This window comes from Streptococcus suis YS56 (genome assembly GCF_000440115.1).
In the GTDB taxonomy this organism is placed as follows: domain Bacteria; phylum Bacillota; class Bacilli; order Lactobacillales; family Streptococcaceae; genus Streptococcus; species Streptococcus suis_L.
The window spans coordinates 26,707-44,597 of the sequence record NZ_ALMY01000013.1; the positions used below are offsets into that span (position 1 = coordinate 26,707).

The window sequence follows — 17,891 nt, forward strand, 5'->3', positions numbered from 1 at the left end:
TTTTCTTGAACTTGTATATTATAAAACGTTTTCATATCATTTGTCAAGCAGATTTGTGTTAAAAAAAGAAAAAATTTCCGAAAATTTCATATAAAAATTTCAGAAAGCTGGTGATAGATATGTAAAATAACTGAAAAAAACTGCATAAGCAGCCTTTTTCTAGAGGAATAATTTTTCCAATTCTTTTGCAACACCGTCTTCAAGGTTTGTAAATTCAGTCAAGCGGTCTGCGTGAGGTCGTAGGGTATCGCTACAATTTTTCATGGCATAACTGGTACCTGCGAGTTCTAGCATTTCGACGTCATTGTGCTCATCACCAAAAGCAACTAAATCGCTAGGGCTGGCCTGGAAGAGTTCTAAGACATAGCTAAGAGCGGTTGCCTTATTGACACCTTTTGCACAAGTTTCGAGGATATTTAATGGTCCACCCCACGTATTGATTTCTAATTCATCTTTGAAATAGGCATTCATTTCTTTTGCAAGTTCATACTTATCAGTTGCACGAGTTTGCATAAGGATGGAATGAGGATCGCTAGTGATTAACTCAGGTCTGATGAGTGTATCTGGAGTAATCTGTTCAACCCCCATCAGAGCTGGATCAATCTTGTCTAAGTTCTTTTGAGTGATGTAGAATTTATTCTTGTATTCACCGGCAATAAAATCTGCCTCGAATGTTTCTTCTTCTTTTAGAAATTCGAGTAGGTATTTTTTGTCGATTAAAATATTTTGTTCCCATTGCCATTTCTTTCCAGGAATGTGAACTAAAGAACCGTTGAAATTAATCATGGGAGTATCCAGTTCTAGTTGGTGGTAATATTTTTCAGCCATTCGATAGGGGCGGCCTGTGGCGATAAGAACGGTGTGTCCTGCTTGGCGGCCCTTCTTTATAGTTGAGATGGTATAATCAGATAATTGGCTATCATTATTGAGCAATGTGCCGTCCAAATCGATAGCAATGATTTTTTTCTTCATATTTAATGGCATTCCTTTCTAGATTCGTTATACTAGTTTTTAATAGTGAATAGTGTTTAGGTAGTAGCTAGACTGCTGAGAAATTGTTTTATGCGTCAAAGAATAGTACTTGTAGGTAACCATATCTTGAACTAATAATTTCCAGTATAACAAAAGGAGATAATAAAAGCAAAGAAGCAATAAATTTTTTATAGATTGTCCGCAAGGTTTTTAATGTTCGTTATTTACGAATGTTAAAGGATGAAAATAAACAAAATAACGTTTTCAAGATTAAAAAACTTGAAATTATAATGTTTTTTGATTATAATGTTTTTATCGTTCGTAAATTAAAGGAGAAATGAAAAATGGATCAATTTTTTAAATTGAAAGAACACGGAACGACGGTTTCAACAGAAATTATGGCAGGTCTTACGACTTTCTTTGCCATGTCCTATATTTTGTTCGTTAACCCGAGCGTATTGAGTGTGGCAGGTATGCCGACTCAGGCAGTCTTTTTAGCGACAATTATTGCGAGTGCTGTATCAACGCTTGTTATGGGATTATTTGCTAACGTACCTTACGCCTTGGCACCAGGTATGGGGTTGAATGCCTTCTTTACCTATACAGTGGTTATCGGTCTTGGTTTTACTTGGCAAGAAGCTTTGGCAATGGTTTTCCTCTGCGGTTTGTTTAACGTTTTTATTACCGTTACAAAGGTTCGTAAGAGCATTATTAAGGCGATTCCGATTAGCTTGCAACATGCCATCGGTGGAGGTATCGGGGTTTTCGTTGCCTATCTTGGTTTTAAAAACTCTAATTTAATCACCTTCTTGACATCTGGTTCAGATATTATTACTGTAAATGGTGTTGCTCCGGCAGATGCAACAGTCGAAACATTCTCAAATGGTGTTTTCTCTGTTTTTGCAGGTGGAGGTGTTGTCCCGTCTATTTCAACTTTTACTGAACCAAGTGTTCTCTTGACAGTGTTCGGTCTCCTCTTGACAGCTGTTTTGGTTATTAAGAACGTGCGTGGTGCAATTTTGATTGGTATTATTGCAACGACTGTAGCTGGAATTCCAGCAGGTGTTGTAGACCTTTCTACCATTGATTTTGCAAATAACAATATCGGATCTGCCTTTTCAGAGTTGGGTACAACTTTCTTGGCTGCTTTTGGTGGTTTGTCATCTCTCTTTGCGGATTCAAGCCGTCTTCCACTTGTTTTAATGACTATCTTTGCATTCAGTTTGTCAGATACTTTTGATACGCTTGGTACCTTTATCGGTACAGGTCGTAAGACAGGCATCTTCTCAGCAGAAGACGAGTTGGCTCTTGAAAATGGAACTGGTTTCAACTCTAAAATGGACAAGGCTCTCTTTGCAGATGCGATTGGTACTTCAATCGGTGCTCTCTTCGGTACTTCTAACACGACAACCTATGTGGAGTCAGCAGCGGGTATCTCAGCAGGTGGTCGTACAGGTTTGACAGCTGTGACAACTGCGGTCCTCTTCCTCTTATCTATTCTGATTTTGCCTTTCGTAGGCATTGTTCCAGCAGCGGCGACTGCACCAGCCTTGATTATCGTCGGTGTCATGATGGTTTCGTCCTTCCTTGACGTTGATTGGAGCCAGTTTGAAGATGCTCTGCCAGCCTTCTTTGCAGCCTTCTTCATGGCACTTTGCTTCTCAATCTCATACGGTATTGCAGCAGCGTTTATCTTCTATTGCTTGGTAAAAGTTTCGACAGGTAAGGCTAAAGAAATTCATCCAATCCTTTGGGGTGCTACAGCTCTATTTATTCTGAACTTCATCATTCTAGCCATCTTGTAATCTGTTTATTATCCTTGAACTGATCTTCATTTGAAGGTCAGTTTTTTTATTTACGATTAAAATATATGGGAATCAATGTGCTTCAGTTAATAAAATACTGTCTTGAATGTTGTAAATTGCAAACGGACGGAGTTTATTTTTCCATTTCGTCGTTTCTCTGTCTTCTCTTAGTGCCATTTTTACTCCTTGTGACTGTATTTTAAATGGCTGTTCGTTATTGTAAGCAAGATGTCACATACCTAGACATCTGCTGGTTTAATGTCATGATGGGGTGAAAAATTTATCATGTAGTCTTTGGGAGTCACAGGGCATAGAATACCCCCTGAGCTTGGGCTCAGGGGGAGTTTTCTAACTATAATGTTTGAATAGCGAATGAGTTGCCTGATGGATGGTGCGTGCTGTTTCAGCGTTGTTCATAGTGTAGAGATGGATACCAGCCACATCATTGGTCACTAAGTCAACAATTTGATCTACAGCATAGGCTAGGCCAGCTGCACGTAGGGATTCAGGATTATGCTCGTATTTTTCCAAGATGGCCTTGAATTTACGAGGGAGACGGATGTTTTCACAGGTTTTCAAGAGTCGAAGTGCCTGATTCCTGTTGATGATAGGCATAATGCCTGCAATAATCGGCACTTCGATGTCTGCTAAGTGACATTTCTCTTGAAAGTCATAGAAGGCTTCGTTATCGAAGAAGAGTTGAGTTACCAAGCTTGAGCAACCAGCATCCACTTTCTTTTTCAGATTCTTGATGTCAGATACAGAGTTTGGTGACTCAGGATGAACTTCAGGATAACAGGCTCCAATAATGTCAAAATGTGGAGCTTCTTCCTTGATAAAGGAAATCAAGTCAGTTGCATACTGGAAGTCCTCTTTAGGGGGAAGACCTTCAATAATATCGCCACGAAGTGCTAAAATCTGATGCACACCAATTTCATCGAGAGAATGAAGAACGGATCGGACCTTTTCTTTTGTCAAGTAAGCAGCTGGTAAATGGGCAATGGTTGGGATATGTAACTCGTTGTGTACATGGTCAGCCAATTTAACGGTTGTCTCTTCTACGTTCAAATTGTTATTGCTACAAGTCACACTGATAAAATGAGGGGCCAAACCCTGCATCTCATCAAGTGTTAAGAGTATCTTTTCATTGCCTACTTCTGGTTTTGGAGGAAAAATTTCAAATGAGAGACTTGGGGTTTGACCGATCATAAATTAGAGTTCCTTTCTGGCTGCCTTAGCTGCTTGAGTCAAGTGGATAAGACTAGCTTTTGTTTCTGATTCGCCACGAGTCTTGAGTCCGCAGTCTGGGTTAATCCAGACTTTTTCTTTCGGTACTTTAGCAAGGATGGCTTGAATAGTGTGTGCAATTTCATCAACGGCAGGGACACGTGGAGAGTGGATGTCATAGACACCAGGACCTACCTGAGTTTGGAAGTTCTTAGCCTTGAGTTCGTCTAGGATAACAAGATTTGAACGGCTAGCTTCAAAGGAGATAACGTCCGCATCCATATTGTCGATGGCAGGAATGATGTCTGTGAATTCGCTATAACACATATGTGTGTGGATTTGTGTATCTGGTGCAACAGTTGAGTGTACCAAACGGAAGGCAGGAATTGCCCAGTCAAGGTACTCGCTGTACCAGTCGCTACGACGAAGTGGTAATTTTTCACGTAAAGCTGCTTCGTCAATTTGAATAATCTTGATACCCGCTGCTTCAAGGTCGAGAACTTCTTCCTTGATAGCGAGAGCAATTTGAAGAGTTGATTCCTTGACAGAAATGTCTTCACGTGGGAAGGACCAGTTGAGAATGGTTACAGGTCCTGTCAACATTCCTTTGACTGGTTTGTTTGTACGGCTTTGAGCATAGCTAGACCATTTGACAGTAATTGGGTTCAAGCGTGTTACATCACCCCAGATGATTGGTGGTTTTACTCCACGAAGACCATAAGATTGGACCCAACCGTTTTTGCTGAAGAGGTAGCCAGATAGGTTCTCACCGAAGTATTCTACCATGTCGTTGCGTTCAAATTCACCGTGTACCAGTACATCGAAGTCAACTTCTTCCTGCCACTTGATCCAATCATCCGTACGAGCTTCTACAAAAGCATCGTACTCGGCTTCGGTGATTTCTCCACGGCGGAAAGCCAAACGTGTGCTACGGACATCCTTGGTTTGAGGGAAAGAACCGATCGTAGTGGTTGGAAGTAGTGGTAAGTTCAATTTCTCACGTTGGATAGCTTCACGTTCCGCAAAGACTGGGAGACGAGTGTAGTCTGCATCAGTCAAACCTGCCAAGCGGTCTGCAAGGGCTGCATCACGACCAACACGCTCAAGAGCAAAGAGTTCCTTGTTAGCTGTGAGAGCAGCTTCGCCTTGACCATTACGAATAGCATCCAAATCGCGCAACTCGCTCAATTTTTCAACCGCAAAGGCGAAGTGGTTGAGGATAGCCGGCTCAAATACTTCATTAGCAGTTGTAAATGGTACATGAAGAAGGGAACAAGAAGTTGTTAGAACGACATGTTCAGCTGGGATAGCTTCCAAGACAGCCAGGCTCTTTTCATAGTTGTTGCGCCAGATATTTTTACCGTTGACGATACCAGCGTAGAGGGTCTTGTCAGCTGGGAAACCTGTCGCAACAAGTGCAGCTGTTTCCTTACCTTCTACAAAGTCAAGACCGATGGCATCAACAGGTAGGTTTGTCAATTCAGTGTAAATATCACGCACATCGCCAAAGTAGGTTTGGATAAGGACTTGCAAGCCTTTCTTATCAGCCAAGAGAGTTTGGTAGATGTTTAGGAAAAGGGCTTTTTCTTCAGCAGTCAAATCCTTGACCAAGCTAGGCTCGTCTAACTGGATTTTTTCAGCGCCAAGTTTTGCCAATTTTGCAAAGACTTGTCCGTAGGCAGCAACCAAGCTGTTAGCCACATCTTCAGCTTTCACACCTTCTTCAAAATCAGTTAATTGTAAGAGAGTGAATGGACCAATAAGGACTGGACGAGTAGTAATTCCCAGATCCTTTGCTTCTTGGAATTCGTCGAAAATCTTGTGACCAGCTAGTTTGATTTCTGTGTCTTTTTCAATAGCTGGAACGATATAGTGGTAGTTGGTGTTGAACCATTTTTTCATTGGTCTAGCACGAACATCACCCTTGTCTCCTTGATAGCCACGTGCCAAAGCGAAGTATTTTTCAAGGTCTGTCAAGTCTAAGTCCTGAACAGCTTTTGGTACGATGTTGAATAGTACTGCTGCATCCAAAACATTGTCATAGTGGGAGAAGTCGTTGCTTGGGATTTCAGTAATACCTGCTTCTTTAACAATATCCCAGTGCTTAGCACGCAAGTCTTTAGCTGCCGCTAAAAGCTCTTCTTGTGGAATTTCATTTCTAAAGTATTTTTCAGTGATAAATTTTAGTTCACGGTGTTCTCCGATACGTGGGAAGCCGATAATAGTAGTAGTCATGGTTTTTCCTCCAAAAATATTTCTATGCTCTTATCCTAACAGAAATCCAAATACTTGTATAATTGTAAAAAATTAGAGTATGTTATAGTTTTTAACTATATCAGATTTTCGGAATTTCTTTTTTAAAAATCACTTCCATATATAGCCTTCAAAAATTCTTTTTATATCCTAGCTAATCAGCTTCATTTGACTGGCTATAGTTTTTCTTAATGGCTTCATAAATTTTATATATTGGGCAAAGTTGCAAATCCTTGATAGACTAGTACTACTTTTTGAAATTGGAGGAAGTTCTATGAAAAAGAAGTGGCTAACAGGCTTACTTTCTACGGTAGCAGTATTAACCTTGGCAGCTTGCGCAAGTGGTGGCTCATCAAGCACAGCATCAAGCTCTAATGCATCAGCAGACACGGAAACATTTACCTATGCAATCAATGGTGATCCAAGTTCAACCAATCCTATCAATACAAGCGATCGTTGGGGATTGACCTTGACAAACTTTATCTATTCACCGCTCATTCGAGTAGAGGCTGATGGTACCTATGTCAATGAATTGGCAGATTCTTATGAAATTGCCGAAGACGGTCTGAGCATTACTGTAAAACTGCGTCAGGATGTTAAATGGTCTGATGGAGAAAAATTTACTGCTGACGATGTTCTCTTTACATATGAGCAAAAAATCAAAGAAGAAAATGGTGGATCTGATGGTCTATACATCAACGGTCAGCCAGTAAAAGTTGAGAAAGTAGATGATTACACTGTGAAGTTTGTTCTTCCGGCTGTATCAGCACCAGCCTTGGACAATATTGTGACGGAAACCTATATCATTCCTCAGCACGTGTTCAAGGATGAAGCAGATTTTTCTGCTAGTCAGTTGACAGCAACACCTATTGGAACAGGACCTTACAAATTTGTAGAATACAAGCATGGTGAATATATCAAGCTGGCTGCCAATGAATATTACTACAAAGGGAAGGCAGAAATTGACAACCTTGTTCTTCGTATCATTGAAAGTGCAGACACCACAAAAGTAGCACTCCAAACTGGTGAGGTAGATGCTGCCTTTGTGCTCCCTTCTGATATTCAAGATTTGAGCACGGATACCATTACAACCTATGCTTATAGTGAGAACCGTGTTGGTTACCTTGGTCTCAATACCTCAACGGAAGAATTGAAGGATGTAAAAGTTCGTCAAGCCTTGCTTTATGCCTTGAACAAAGAAGAGTTCAACCAAGCAGCTTACTTGGATAAGAAATACTATGAAACTCCATATTCATTCTTACCTGTTGCCAATCCATATGTGACGGAAGATGTTGAGAAATATGAGCAGAATGTCGAAAAAGCTAAACAACTCTTAGCAGAAGCAGGTGTCAGCAACCTGACTGTGAATCTTGGTTACACATCTTCAGATGCAGCCCAAACCTTGCAGGCAACCTTGATTCAACAACAATTGTCAGCGATTGGTGTGACAGTTGAATTGGCAGGTGGGGATTCTACAGCACTCTTTACAGAGTTGAAAAAAGAAGGCTCTACAGCATATGACCTCTTCTTGGGTGGCTATATCATGGGAAATGACCCTGATCAGTATGCTCGTCTGTTCAAAACTGGCGGTGCTTCAAACTACTTCAAATTAGCGTCAAGCGAGGTAGACAGTCTCTTTGACCAAGGTGCTGTTGAATTGGATCAAACAAAACGTGAACAAATCTATGATGATTTGCAAGCGACCTTGGCTGATCAAGCTGCCATCTACCCAATTGTAGATAATAAGAAAGTACTGGCTGTCAACAACCGTGTGAAAAATGTTGAAGAAGCTGGCTTGATTCCAATCTACACATTTGAAGATCCATCTAAATTAACAATTGAATAAACGTCGTGTCTGCTGGTATGACCAGCAAAGAGGAGAAGGAGTGGCAAAAGCTGGAACTCCTCCCCTCTTTTTCGCGTTTTTGGAGGATATATGTTTCGTTATATTATAAAAAGAATTTTACAGGCCATTCCCCTCTTGCTCTTGATTTCTTTTATTGTCTTTTCATTGATTCAATTAGCACCATTTGATGTCATAGATTCGATGACAACGCCCAATATGAGTCAAGAACAGATTGATTTGTTGAAGGTAAAATATGGTTTGGATCAGCCATTTTTAGTTCAATATTTTGTATGGTTGAAGGGGATTGTGACTGGTGATTTAGGTTTTTCGCTATTGACTCAACATTCGATTGGGACAGACTTGGCTGAAAAAATTCCTAATACGATTTCCTTGGTTTTACCAGCCTATGTGACGGCTCTTGTCTTAGCCATTACACTGGGTTTGGTTTCAGCTTCCCAACGTGGTAAATGGGCGGATAAGGTCATCGATGCTTTTGCATCTGTGGGTATTGCGGTACCAACTTTCTGGTTTGCCATGATTTTAATCTATTTCTTTGGTTATAAGTGGCGGGTGTTTCCGTTTATCGGAATGTACACCTTAGGAAAAGAAGGAAATATCCCTGATTTTCTAGCTCATTTTGCCTTACCTTATCTTACGTTGACTATGGCATTTTTACCTGAGTTGATTCGGTTTATTCGAGCATCAGCGATTGTAGAGGTTGAAAAAGATTATGTAACCGTTCAAGAAGCATTCAAAGCCAATCGGTTTGAAATTTTTGGCAAACATGTGGCCCGCAATGTCTTAATTCCTGTCGTGACTCAAGTTGGAATGGCCTTACCGATGTTGGTAACAGGTGCTATTATCACAGAGACTATTTTTGCTTGGCCTGGTGTAGGTCCTTATTTGACAGCGGCTACTAAGAGTTTGGACTATCCAGTGATTATGGCTGTCATGCTTTTGTCTGCGACCTTGGTTATTCTAGGAAATCTCTTATCAGATATTCTCTATGCTGTCGTCGATCCACGTATTTGGAAAGGAGGAGAAGGACAATGATGTTTAAGCAATTAAAGGAGACTTTGAAGAGTTCGCCGCTCTATCTTTTCTCACTTCTTTTTATTCTTTTCTTGATTATTTTATCTCTCATTGCGCCCTTGATTCCTATTGATCCAAATGTAACGGATGTCAGTCAAATGAACCAAGGGCCTAGTGCTGAGCATTGGTTTGGAACCGATCAAGTAGGGCGTGATTACTTTATTCGTGTTATTTATGGAGGACGGATCTCTCTTTTAGTTGGCTTGTTGGCAATGGCTGCATCAGTGACTATTGGAAGTCTGGTTGGCATTACAGCAGGCTATCTGGGAGGAAAATGGGATAATGCTATTATGAGGGTAGTAGATGTGCTGTCATCCATACCTTGGTTGGTCTTGGTGATTGTCCTCAGTGTCTTTTTAAAGCCAGGTTTATCTACGATTATCATTGTGATTGGTGGTTTTTCATGGATGAGTATTGCTAGGATGTTACGGGCTGAAACCTTAAAAGCCAAGGTGGCAGATTATGTTGGCTATGCAGCCTTTATCGGTTTAAAGAAACCACGGATTATTTGGCGGCACATCCTGCCAGCAATCTTACCGACCTTGATTGTAACGGCGTCAACCAGTATTTCGTCAGCCATTATGACTGAATCAGCTCTTAGTTTCTTAGGAATGGGGATTCAACAGCCCTTAGCATCTTGGGGTAGCCTTTTACAAAATGCCCAGTCTACCTTGCAGAGTGCTCCACATATGGCGATCCTACCGGGACTTTTTATTCTATTAACTATTTATTCATTTAACAACATCGGTGATCTGATCCGTGATTGCCTTGAAAGAGAGGTGTACTAATGTCAAAATACTTGGTAGAAATCAGTAACCTCACCATTATCAATCAAAAAAGTAAAGAACAAACCATTCTCGTCAAAGGGATCAATCTCTCCATTCCCAAAGGAAAAATTGTTGGAATTGTTGGAGAATCTGGTTCGGGTAAGAGTTTGACAATGAAATCCTTGATGGGGATCTTACCAAAAGGCTTAGAAGCAAGCTATGATCGATTTGAAATGGATGGAAAGCAAGTTGGTAATCCAAAGGTGTTGCCTTTGTCTATGATTTTTCAAGATCCAATGACCTCTTTGAATCCATTAAGGACCGTTGGTTTTCATTTACGGGAAGTTCTTCGTCGTTTTCAGCCGAAATTGACCAAGGAAGAGCGGGAAGTAGTCATTTTAGAGATGTTGGATAAGGTAGGAATTTCTAATCCAGAACTTCGTCTCAAACAATTTCCATTTGAGTTTTCAGGTGGGATGCGTCAAAGGATCATGATTGCCATGGCCTTATTGACCAAGCCAGACATGTTAATTGCTGATGAACCAACAACGGCATTAGATGTGACGATTCAAGCTCAAATCTTGGCTTTGCTGAAAGAATTGCAAGAGCAATTAGGATTGACAGTTGTCATTGTGAGTCACGATTTTAGTGTCATTGCTGGTATTTGTGATCAGGTCTACGTGATGAGAAATGGTCTGGTGGTGGAACAAGCGCCTGTTGATACGATTTTTGCACAGTCTTTGCATCCCTATACGCAATCTTTGTTGAAAGCGGCCCGCTTAGAAGCAAGTCATGGTCCTGTACCGGCTGATAGTGATGATAGTCAGTTGGTTCAAGTTGGTCCAGAACATTGGGTGAGAAAGGAGGAGAAAAATGGCTAAAGAAGTATTGGTACAAGTTTCAGATGTGAGAAAGACCTATTCCAAGAAGAATTGGTTAGGTCAAGAACAGAGCGTCGATGCTTTAAATGGGGTTGATTTGTCCATTTATAAAGGTGAGACACTCGGTCTGGTTGGTGAATCTGGCAGTGGTAAATCGACACTGTCTAAAATTGTTTTGGGACTGGAAAAAGCAAGTCAGGGACAGGTAGACTTTCCTGGTTTGACAGCTGAGGAACTAAACAGTCAAGCGCTTCAGGTGATCTATCAGGATCCGTACTCCTCCCTCAATCCCTATCTATCAGCTTTAGAACTTGTCAAAGAACCGCTTTATTTGCTACCGAAGAAGGAGGCAGAAGAGAGGGCTTTAGCAATGCTGGAAAGGGTAGGTATACAGGGGGATGCTGTACATAAACGTCCAAAATCTTTTAGTGGAGGTCAACGTCAGCGTATTGGAATCGCTCGGGCAGTTGTATCCCATCCGCAATTTATCGTGTGTGATGAACCGACTTCTGCTCTGGATGTTTCGATTCAGGCAACCATATTGGATTTGCTCAACCAGCTTCAAGAGGATTTAGGCTTAACCTATCTTTTCATTTCTCATGACCTAAATTTGGTGCGGCATTTTGCTGATAGGATTGCAGTCATGTACAAGGGGAGTTTGGTTGAAATTGGACCTGCGCAGGATATTTTTCAAAATCCCCAGCATCCATACACCCGCTATCTGCTACAATCCAACTTGAGTTTAGATCCTCATCAGGCAAGAGAACAATTGCAAGAGTTGTCACAAACAGGGCTCCTAAAGGATTTCGTGACGGTGGGGGAATGGACCCAAGTGGACAAGGAGCATTTTGTATTAAAGGCCACTGATAAATAATTTTTATCGGCCCATAAAACTTCTATATTAGACAGGCTTGGCTGGTCGTGTTACAATGTAAAAAAATCACAGAAAGGAGTTTCTTATGGGAAAAGTCATTATTGGAATTTCAGGAAATGAACAAGAATTTCCAACAAAATCTGGTCGAGTATACGTGACTGTTGCGCGTGAATTGGCAGACAGTGTTCGTCAGGCAGGTGGTGTCCCAATGGTCATCCCGATGGGAACTCCTGACTTAGCCAAGGATTATATCGATATGATTGATAAGTTGATCTTGTCAGGTGGTCAGCATGTGGATCCAAGTTTGTATGGCCAAAAACGTTTGATAGATAGTGATGACTACCTCTTGGAACGTGATGAATTTGAACTGGCTTTGATTGAGGAAGCTCTTCGTCAGGGAAAACCAATTTTTGCAGTCTGCCGAGGGATGCAGTTGCTGAATGTTGCTCTAGGCGGAAGCTTGGAGCAAGAGGTGGCTCATCATTGGCAAGATGGTATTGCGGGGACATCCCATCGTTTACAAGTGAAACCTAAAAGCCGAATCGGTCAACTGTTTGCCCAGGGGAGCCCTATTAATTCCTTCCATCAGCAACGAATCAAAGAATTGGCTCCAGGACTGGTGGCGACAGGTTTGGATCCTAGGGATGGTACGATAGAAGCTTATGAAAGTAGGGGGAACCAAGCTTTGTTTGGTATCCAATGGCATCCAGAATTTTTGTACAATGACTGCAAACAACATAGAAACTTATTTCAGTATCTGGTCGATGTGTTTTAAAGAGGGACTTCCCTCTTTTTATTTTCAATTCTTATAATTGCAAGGGTATTTGTTATAACGAAAAGTTATAACTTTCTATAAAAAAAGTCAATTAGTCAGAAAGAACATTCTGTGTTAAGATAGATACAGTTCTAATTTAAGGAGATCATTTTATGAAATTAAAAAAATTGTTTAGTTTGGCAACAGCTGCTTTATCAGTAGGTGTACTTGCTGCATGTGGTAGCTCGTCTTCTAGCTCTTCATCCGATTCTTCAGCAACAACTGTTCGTGTGGGTGTGATGAGTTTGAGCGATTCTGAGCAAGCTCGTTGGGATAAAGTTCAAAAAATTCTTGGTGATGAAGTGAAATTGGAGTTCACTCAATTTACAGATTACTCACAACCAAACAAGGCAGTTGCTGAAAATGAAGTAGACATCAACGCATTCCAGCACTACAACTTCTTGAACAACTGGAATCAAGAAAATGGTGAAGACTTGGTTGCTATTGCGGATACTTATATCGCACCAATCCGTCTTTACTCAGGTACAGCTGATGGAAAAAACAAGTACACTAAAGTGGAAGAAATTCCAGATGGTGCAGAAATTGCGGTTCCAAACGACCCAACAAACGAAAGTCGTGCTCTTTACCTTCTTCAAGCAGCTGGTTTGATCAAGGTTGGTGTATCCGGTACAGAATTGGCAACAATTGCTGACATTACTGAAAACAAGAAAAACTTGAAGATCACTGAGTTGGATGCAAGCCAAACAGCAAGCTCACTTAGCTCAGTTGATGCAGCGGTTGTAAACAACACATTTGTGTTGGAAGCTGGTTTGGATTACAAGAACGCTCTTTATAAAGAGCAAAAAGATGAAAATTCAAAACAGTGGTACAACTTGATTGCAGCTCGTAGCGATTGGGAAAAATCAGAGCAAGCAGCAGCGATTAAGAAAATTATCGAAGCCTACCACACGGATGAAGTGAAAAAAGTTATTGAAGAGACTTCAGACGGTATGGATGAGCCAGTTTGGTAAAATGTAAATAGGTTGAGGACTGGACAGAATTGTTCAGCCCTCTATCTGTTTTTATAGAGATAAGAAAAAATCTCTTAACCAAAGTCAGAAATGCGGGAAATATTTGATTTTGGTTAGTAGATTTGATTGATTTTCATTGAGTATGAGGAGAAAGTATGGCAGATAGTAAAGTTCAAGCATTTGAAAATGATGCGATTATTCAAACCTATTTTGAAAAGTTGAAGGTCTTGATTTCAAAGAAATCCATTTTTGCTCAGCAGTTTGGTTTGTTGGATGTGGCGACTTATTTGAAAGATATGTTTGAAGAAGCTGGTGCAGAGGTTGTTTTGGATGATAGTTATGCAGCACCCTTTGTCATGGCTAAGTTTACAGCGACAGTCCCAAATGCCAAAACATTGATTTTCTATAACCACTACGATACAGTACCTGCAGATGCCGATCAGGTCTGGGAGAAGGGCAACCCCTTTGAATTGACTATTTCCGATGGCTATATCTATGGTCGCGGGGTAGATGATGATAAGGGGCATATTACAGCTCGTCTGTCAGCCTTGAAAAAATATCTGACTAGACAAAACGGTCATCTACCAGTTAATGTAATCTTTATTATGGAAGGGGCTGAGGAGTCAGCTTCTGTTGACTTGGATAAGTACCTTGCCAAATACAAGGAAGACTTGATTGGAGCTGACTTGCTTGTTTGGGAACAAGGGCATCGCAATAGCCTGCATCAGCTAGAAATTGCTGGGGGAAACAAGGGAATTGTGACCTTTGATCTTCAGGTCAAATCAGCTGACTTGGATATTCATTCTTCCTATGGTGGTATCATTGATTCGGCAAGCTGGTATTTATTATCGGCACTTCAATCCATGCGGGCTGCAGATGGACGCATCTTGGTTGATGGTATTTACGAGCAAGTGCAAGAGCCAAATGAACGTGAATTAGCCTTAGTTGAGGAATTTGCACTGGCTACCAGTCAGTCTGTGACGGATATTTATGGATTAACTCTTCCAACCTTGGTAGAAGATCGTCGTGAGTTCCTGAAACGTTTGTATTTTGAACCGTCAATTACTATTGAAGGCTTGTCAACTGGCTATCTTGGTCAAGGTGTTAAGACCATTATTCCAGCTCAGGCTTCTGCAAAAATGGAAGTTCGTCTGGTGCCTGGTTTGGAGCCACACGATGTTTTGGACAAGATTCGCCAGCATTTGGACAAGCACGGATTTGACAAAGTTGAGGTTATCTTTACTTTGGGGGAAATGAGCTACCGAAGTGATATGTCCCATCCTGCCATTGTCAATGTGATTGAATTGGCTAAAAAATTGACGCCAGAAGGAGTGGCTGTCTTGCCGACTTCACCTGGAACGGGGCCAATGCACACCGTCTTTCATGCTCTAGGTGTGCCGATTGCAGGATTTGGTCTAGGAAATGCCAACAGTCGTGACCATGCCGGTGATGAAAATGTCAGCATCGCTGACTACTATAGCCATGTTGAATTAGTAGAGGAGTTAATTGCAAGTTATGAGTAAGGAAATGATTAAGCTAGATAATATTGATGTAACCTTCCAGCAGAAAAAACGGACCATCGAAGCGGTAAAGGATGTGACCATCCATATCAATCAAGGGGATATTTACGGTATCGTAGGTTATTCTGGTGCTGGGAAATCTACCCTTGTCCGTGTCATCAATCTGTTGCAGGTTCCTACAGCAGGTAAGATTACCATTGATGAGGATGTGATTTATGAGGGGGATCGGGTCACGCTTACCCCTGCTCAACTGCGAAGCAAACGTCGCGAGATTGGGATGATTTTCCAGCATTTCAACCTGATGGCGCAGATGACGGCAGAAGAAAACGTAGCCTTTGCCCTCAAGCATTCTGGCTTGAGTAAACAGGAGAAGAAAGAAAAGGTTGCAAAGTTGTTGGACTTGGTAGGACTTTCTGACCGTGCTGAAAACTATCCAGCTCAGTTGTCTGGTGGTCAAAAGCAACGTGTTGCCATTGCCCGTGCCTTGGCCAATGACCCCAAAATCTTGATTTCTGATGAGTCTACTTCTGCCTTGGATCCGAAAACGACTAAACAGATTTTGGCACTCTTGCAGGAATTGAATGAAAAATTGGGCTTGACCATTGTCATGATTACCCACGAGATGCAGATTGTAAAAGACATTTGTAACCGTGTGGCTGTTATGCAGGATGGTCGCTTGATTGAAGAGGGTTCAGTGTTAGAAATCTTCTCTCATCCAAAAGAAGAATTGACCCAGGATTTCATCAAAACAGCAACAGGAATTGATGAAGCCTTGGTGAAAATTTACCAGCAGGATATTGTTCAGAATTTGCCTGAGAACAGTATTTTGGTGCAACTCAAGTATGCTGGTTCCAACACGGATACGGCCATTGTTAATGATTTGTACAAATTCTATCAAGTATCTGCCAATATTTTGTATGGCAATATTGAGATTTTGGACCATACGCCAGTCGGTGAGATGGTAGTTATTCTCTCTGGCGAGCCTGGTCAGTTGCACAGTGCGATTGCGGCAGTGACGGAGGCGCGTGTGGAAGTGACGATTTTGAAAGGAGCAAACTAGATGTTAGAATGGATTCAAACGAATTTTCCAGATATTTATAAATTGGGCTGGGATGGTCAGACAGGTTGGTTAACACATTTTAATTTGACCCTCTATATGACCTTTGTTTCCTTTGCTTTTGGTGGCTTTATGGGCTTGGTATCTGGTTTGTTCTTGGTATTGACTGGTCCTCGGGGTGTCATTGAAAATAAGACGGTTTATTGGATTTTGGATAAGGTGGCTTCTATTTTCCGTGCCATTCCTTTCATTATTTTATTGGCGGCCATTGCTCCTTTGACAAAAATTATTGTTGGAAAAACGATTGGTACGGAGGCGGCTTTGGTTCCCCTTGCTCTTTCAGTCTTCCCCTTCTTTGCCCGTCAGGTTGAGGTGGTCTTGTCAGAATTGGACCGTGGTGTCATTGAGGCCGCTCAGGCTTCAGGAGCGACTTTCTGGGATATTGTCCTTGTCTATCTGCGTGAGGGTCTGCCTGACTTGATTCGGGTGACGACCTTTGCCCTGGTTTCCTTGGTCGGCTATACTGCCATGGCAGGAGCTATCGGAGCAGGTGGTTTGGGACAAGTTGCCCTTTCCTACGGTTACTTGCGTTACAATGATGATGTGACCTTCCTTGCAACTTTCTTGATCTTGGTCATCATCTTTGCCATTCAGTTTATTGGTGATTTCTTGACCAGAAAGATTAGTCATAGATAACAAGAGAAGAATAGCTATTCGAACTCACGAGATAATATTTGACATTCTTTTAGTGATTCTTTATAATGAAAGCAACCAAATATTTACTGCCACCGGGTAGTCATGCATCAGCATTTTATGAACGTCGTTAGGTCTTAGAAGATGTTCATAGGGTGCTGATTTTTGTATAAAAAAGGAGTAAGAATATGTCACAATTTGTTGTTGATTCATCTTTTTGGAACTTGTTTCCAGATGCAAAAATTGGAGTTCTATTATTGAAAGATTATAAAACGCCATCAGAATCACCAGAAGATTTAGTGAAACTACTGGAAGAAAGTAATGAAATTGCCCAGAAATTTCTTACAGAAGATACTTTTAGTGAAAATGAAGTTATCCAAACGTATCGTCAAGCTTATCAAAAATTCAAAACTAAAAAAGGTGCACGTTCTAGTATTGAAGCACTTTTGAAGCGTTCTGCTAGTGACCGTCCAGTCACAACAATTTCTCCATTAGTGGACATTTATAATGCGGCGAGTTTACGTTTCGGTCTTCCATGTGGTGCTGAAGATTTAGATACATTTGTAGGTAATCTCCAACTAACGGTCACTGAGGGTGGGGATGAATTCTATCTGATTGGAGATGTGGTCAATCAACCAACCTTGCCAGGTGAAGTTTGCTATAAGGATGATAAAGGAGCCGTATGTCGCTGTTTCAACTGGCGTGATGGTGAGCGAACCATGATTACGGATGAGACAAAGAATGCTTTCTTGGTCATGGAGTTGGTCAATTCTGATAGAGTAGAAGATTTGGAAAATGCCCTTGATTTTATCAGTCAACAAGCAGAGAAATTCTTGGGAGTTGTACCAGAAAAATATCTACTAGATTGCGATACGCCTGCAATAGCCTTGTAGGATTTGTCAGCGAGATTGTGTTCTGATAAATAGTGGTCTTTCTAGACAAATGCTGATTTTTCTGCTACAATACTAAGCATGAAAGAAGGTTGTTTCAAAAGCCTGTCTAGCGAGCTTGGGAGAGTGAAAGCCAAGCCAGTCTTGAAATAATTGGCGCTTTCCCAGTCGTGACCATGTCCGACTCAATCAAAATCATACAAATGAAGTAATAAATTAGGGTGGAACC

General features: G+C 41.2%; 15 protein-coding genes. 12 read left to right on the forward strand and 3 right to left on the reverse strand.

Translation table 11 applies throughout. From position 1 onward, the window contains the following. Window positions 1-159: 159 nt before the first annotated feature. Window positions 160-972, reverse strand: a complete 813-nt coding sequence (locus SST62_RS0101975) for a Cof-type HAD-IIB family hydrolase (protein WP_029186106.1) — start codon at window positions 970-972, stop codon at window positions 160-162. Between the two features lie 344 nt (window positions 973-1,316). Here SST62_RS0101975 and SST62_RS0101980 point away from each other — a divergent pair, with 344 nt between their 5' ends. Then, window positions 1,317-2,777, forward strand: coding sequence for an NCS2 family permease (locus SST62_RS0101980; RefSeq protein ID WP_029186107.1), 1,461 nt, complete (start codon window positions 1,317-1,319; stop codon window positions 2,775-2,777). A gap of 348 nt (window positions 2,778-3,125) precedes the next feature. Here SST62_RS0101980 and metF read toward each other — a convergent pair whose 3' ends face one another. Further along, window positions 3,126-3,986, reverse strand: coding sequence for a methylenetetrahydrofolate reductase [NAD(P)H] (gene metF, locus SST62_RS0101990; protein ID WP_029186108.1), 861 nt, complete (start codon window positions 3,984-3,986; stop codon window positions 3,126-3,128). A gap of 3 nt (window positions 3,987-3,989) precedes the next feature. Next, complete coding sequence (gene metE / locus SST62_RS0101995) at window positions 3,990-6,239, reverse strand: 5-methyltetrahydropteroyltriglutamate--homocysteine S-methyltransferase (RefSeq protein ID WP_029186109.1); 2,250 nt, start codon at window positions 6,237-6,239, stop codon at window positions 3,990-3,992. Window positions 6,240-6,531: 292 nt separating this feature from the next. On the opposite strand from metE, the gene SST62_RS0102000 reads away from it, so the two are divergent. The 11 genes from SST62_RS0102000 to SST62_RS0102050 all read left to right on the forward strand — a co-directional run bounded on the left by SST62_RS0102000 (window position 6,532) and on the right by SST62_RS0102050 (window position 17,665). After that, complete coding sequence (locus SST62_RS0102000) at window positions 6,532-8,103, forward strand: ABC transporter substrate-binding protein (protein WP_029186110.1); 1,572 nt, start codon at window positions 6,532-6,534, stop codon at window positions 8,101-8,103. Between the two features lie 90 nt (window positions 8,104-8,193). Next, entirely contained in the window at window positions 8,194-9,156 is a 963-nt protein-coding gene (locus SST62_RS0102005; protein WP_029186111.1) for an ABC transporter permease, read from the forward strand. Further along, entirely contained in the window at window positions 9,153-9,983 is an 831-nt protein-coding gene (locus tag SST62_RS0102010) for an ABC transporter permease (protein WP_029186112.1), read from the forward strand. Before SST62_RS0102005 ends, SST62_RS0102010 begins: the two co-directional genes overlap by 4 nt. After that, a complete protein-coding gene (locus SST62_RS0102015) occupies window positions 9,983-10,843 on the forward strand; it encodes an ABC transporter ATP-binding protein (protein WP_029186113.1) in 861 nt (286 codons plus the stop codon). Before SST62_RS0102010 ends, SST62_RS0102015 begins: the two co-directional genes overlap by 1 nt. Further along, entirely contained in the window at window positions 10,836-11,717 is an 882-nt protein-coding gene (locus SST62_RS0102020; RefSeq protein WP_029186114.1) for an ATP-binding cassette domain-containing protein, read from the forward strand. Before SST62_RS0102015 ends, SST62_RS0102020 begins: the two co-directional genes overlap by 8 nt. 85 nt (window positions 11,718-11,802) lie before the next feature. Then, the gene (locus tag SST62_RS0102025) at window positions 11,803-12,492 is read left to right on the forward strand and encodes a gamma-glutamyl-gamma-aminobutyrate hydrolase family protein (protein WP_029186115.1); all 690 of its coding nucleotides are present in this window, start codon (window positions 11,803-11,805) and stop codon (window positions 12,490-12,492) included. Window positions 12,493-12,644: 152 nt separating this feature from the next. Further along, on the forward strand, window positions 12,645-13,502 hold the full coding sequence (locus SST62_RS0102030) for a MetQ/NlpA family ABC transporter substrate-binding protein (RefSeq protein ID WP_014638547.1): 858 nt from the start codon (window positions 12,645-12,647) through the stop codon (window positions 13,500-13,502). Window positions 13,503-13,657: 155 nt separating this feature from the next. After that, window positions 13,658-15,025 carry a M20/M25/M40 family metallo-hydrolase gene (locus tag SST62_RS0102035; RefSeq protein WP_029186116.1) on the forward strand — a complete coding sequence of 456 codons (1,368 nt, stop codon included), beginning with the start codon at window positions 13,658-13,660 and terminating at the stop codon, window positions 15,023-15,025. Beyond that, window positions 15,018-16,082, forward strand: a complete 1,065-nt coding sequence (locus SST62_RS0102040; protein ID WP_029186117.1) for a methionine ABC transporter ATP-binding protein — start codon at window positions 15,018-15,020, stop codon at window positions 16,080-16,082. Before SST62_RS0102035 ends, SST62_RS0102040 begins: the two co-directional genes overlap by 8 nt. Next, window positions 16,083-16,775 carry a methionine ABC transporter permease gene (locus SST62_RS0102045; RefSeq protein ID WP_029179347.1) on the forward strand — a complete coding sequence of 231 codons (693 nt, stop codon included), beginning with the start codon at window positions 16,083-16,085 and terminating at the stop codon, window positions 16,773-16,775. A gap of 185 nt (window positions 16,776-16,960) precedes the next feature. After that, window positions 16,961-17,665, forward strand: a complete 705-nt coding sequence (locus SST62_RS0102050) for a B3/4 domain-containing protein (RefSeq protein ID WP_029186118.1) — start codon at window positions 16,961-16,963, stop codon at window positions 17,663-17,665. Window positions 17,666-17,891: the final 226 nt, after the last annotated feature.

Bases quoted from the DNA above. Each gene is read 5' to 3' on its own strand.
- SST62_RS0101975 (WP_029186106.1), bottom strand. From the start codon at position 972: ATGAAGAAAAAAATCATTGCTATCGATTTGGACGGCACATTGCTCAAT.
- SST62_RS0101980 (WP_029186107.1), top strand. From the start codon at position 1,317: ATGGATCAATTTTTTAAATTGAAAGAACACGGAACGACGGTTTCAACA.
- metF (WP_029186108.1), bottom strand. From the start codon at position 3,986: ATGATCGGTCAAACCCCAAGTCTCTCATTTGAAATTTTTCCTCCAAAA.
- metE (WP_029186109.1), bottom strand. From the start codon at position 6,239: ATGACTACTACTATTATCGGCTTCCCACGTATCGGAGAACACCGTGAA.
- SST62_RS0102000 (WP_029186110.1), top strand. From the start codon at position 6,532: ATGAAAAAGAAGTGGCTAACAGGCTTACTTTCTACGGTAGCAGTATTA.
- SST62_RS0102005 (WP_029186111.1), top strand. From the start codon at position 8,194: ATGTTTCGTTATATTATAAAAAGAATTTTACAGGCCATTCCCCTCTTG.
- SST62_RS0102010 (WP_029186112.1), top strand. From the start codon at position 9,153: ATGATGTTTAAGCAATTAAAGGAGACTTTGAAGAGTTCGCCGCTCTAT.
- SST62_RS0102015 (WP_029186113.1), top strand. From the start codon at position 9,983: ATGTCAAAATACTTGGTAGAAATCAGTAACCTCACCATTATCAATCAA.
- SST62_RS0102020 (WP_029186114.1), top strand. From the start codon at position 10,836: ATGGCTAAAGAAGTATTGGTACAAGTTTCAGATGTGAGAAAGACCTAT.
- SST62_RS0102025 (WP_029186115.1), top strand. From the start codon at position 11,803: ATGGGAAAAGTCATTATTGGAATTTCAGGAAATGAACAAGAATTTCCA.
- SST62_RS0102030 (WP_014638547.1), top strand. From the start codon at position 12,645: ATGAAATTAAAAAAATTGTTTAGTTTGGCAACAGCTGCTTTATCAGTA.
- SST62_RS0102035 (WP_029186116.1), top strand. From the start codon at position 13,658: ATGGCAGATAGTAAAGTTCAAGCATTTGAAAATGATGCGATTATTCAA.
- SST62_RS0102040 (WP_029186117.1), top strand. From the start codon at position 15,018: ATGAGTAAGGAAATGATTAAGCTAGATAATATTGATGTAACCTTCCAG.
- SST62_RS0102045 (WP_029179347.1), top strand. From the start codon at position 16,083: ATGTTAGAATGGATTCAAACGAATTTTCCAGATATTTATAAATTGGGC.
- SST62_RS0102050 (WP_029186118.1), top strand. From the start codon at position 16,961: ATGTCACAATTTGTTGTTGATTCATCTTTTTGGAACTTGTTTCCAGAT.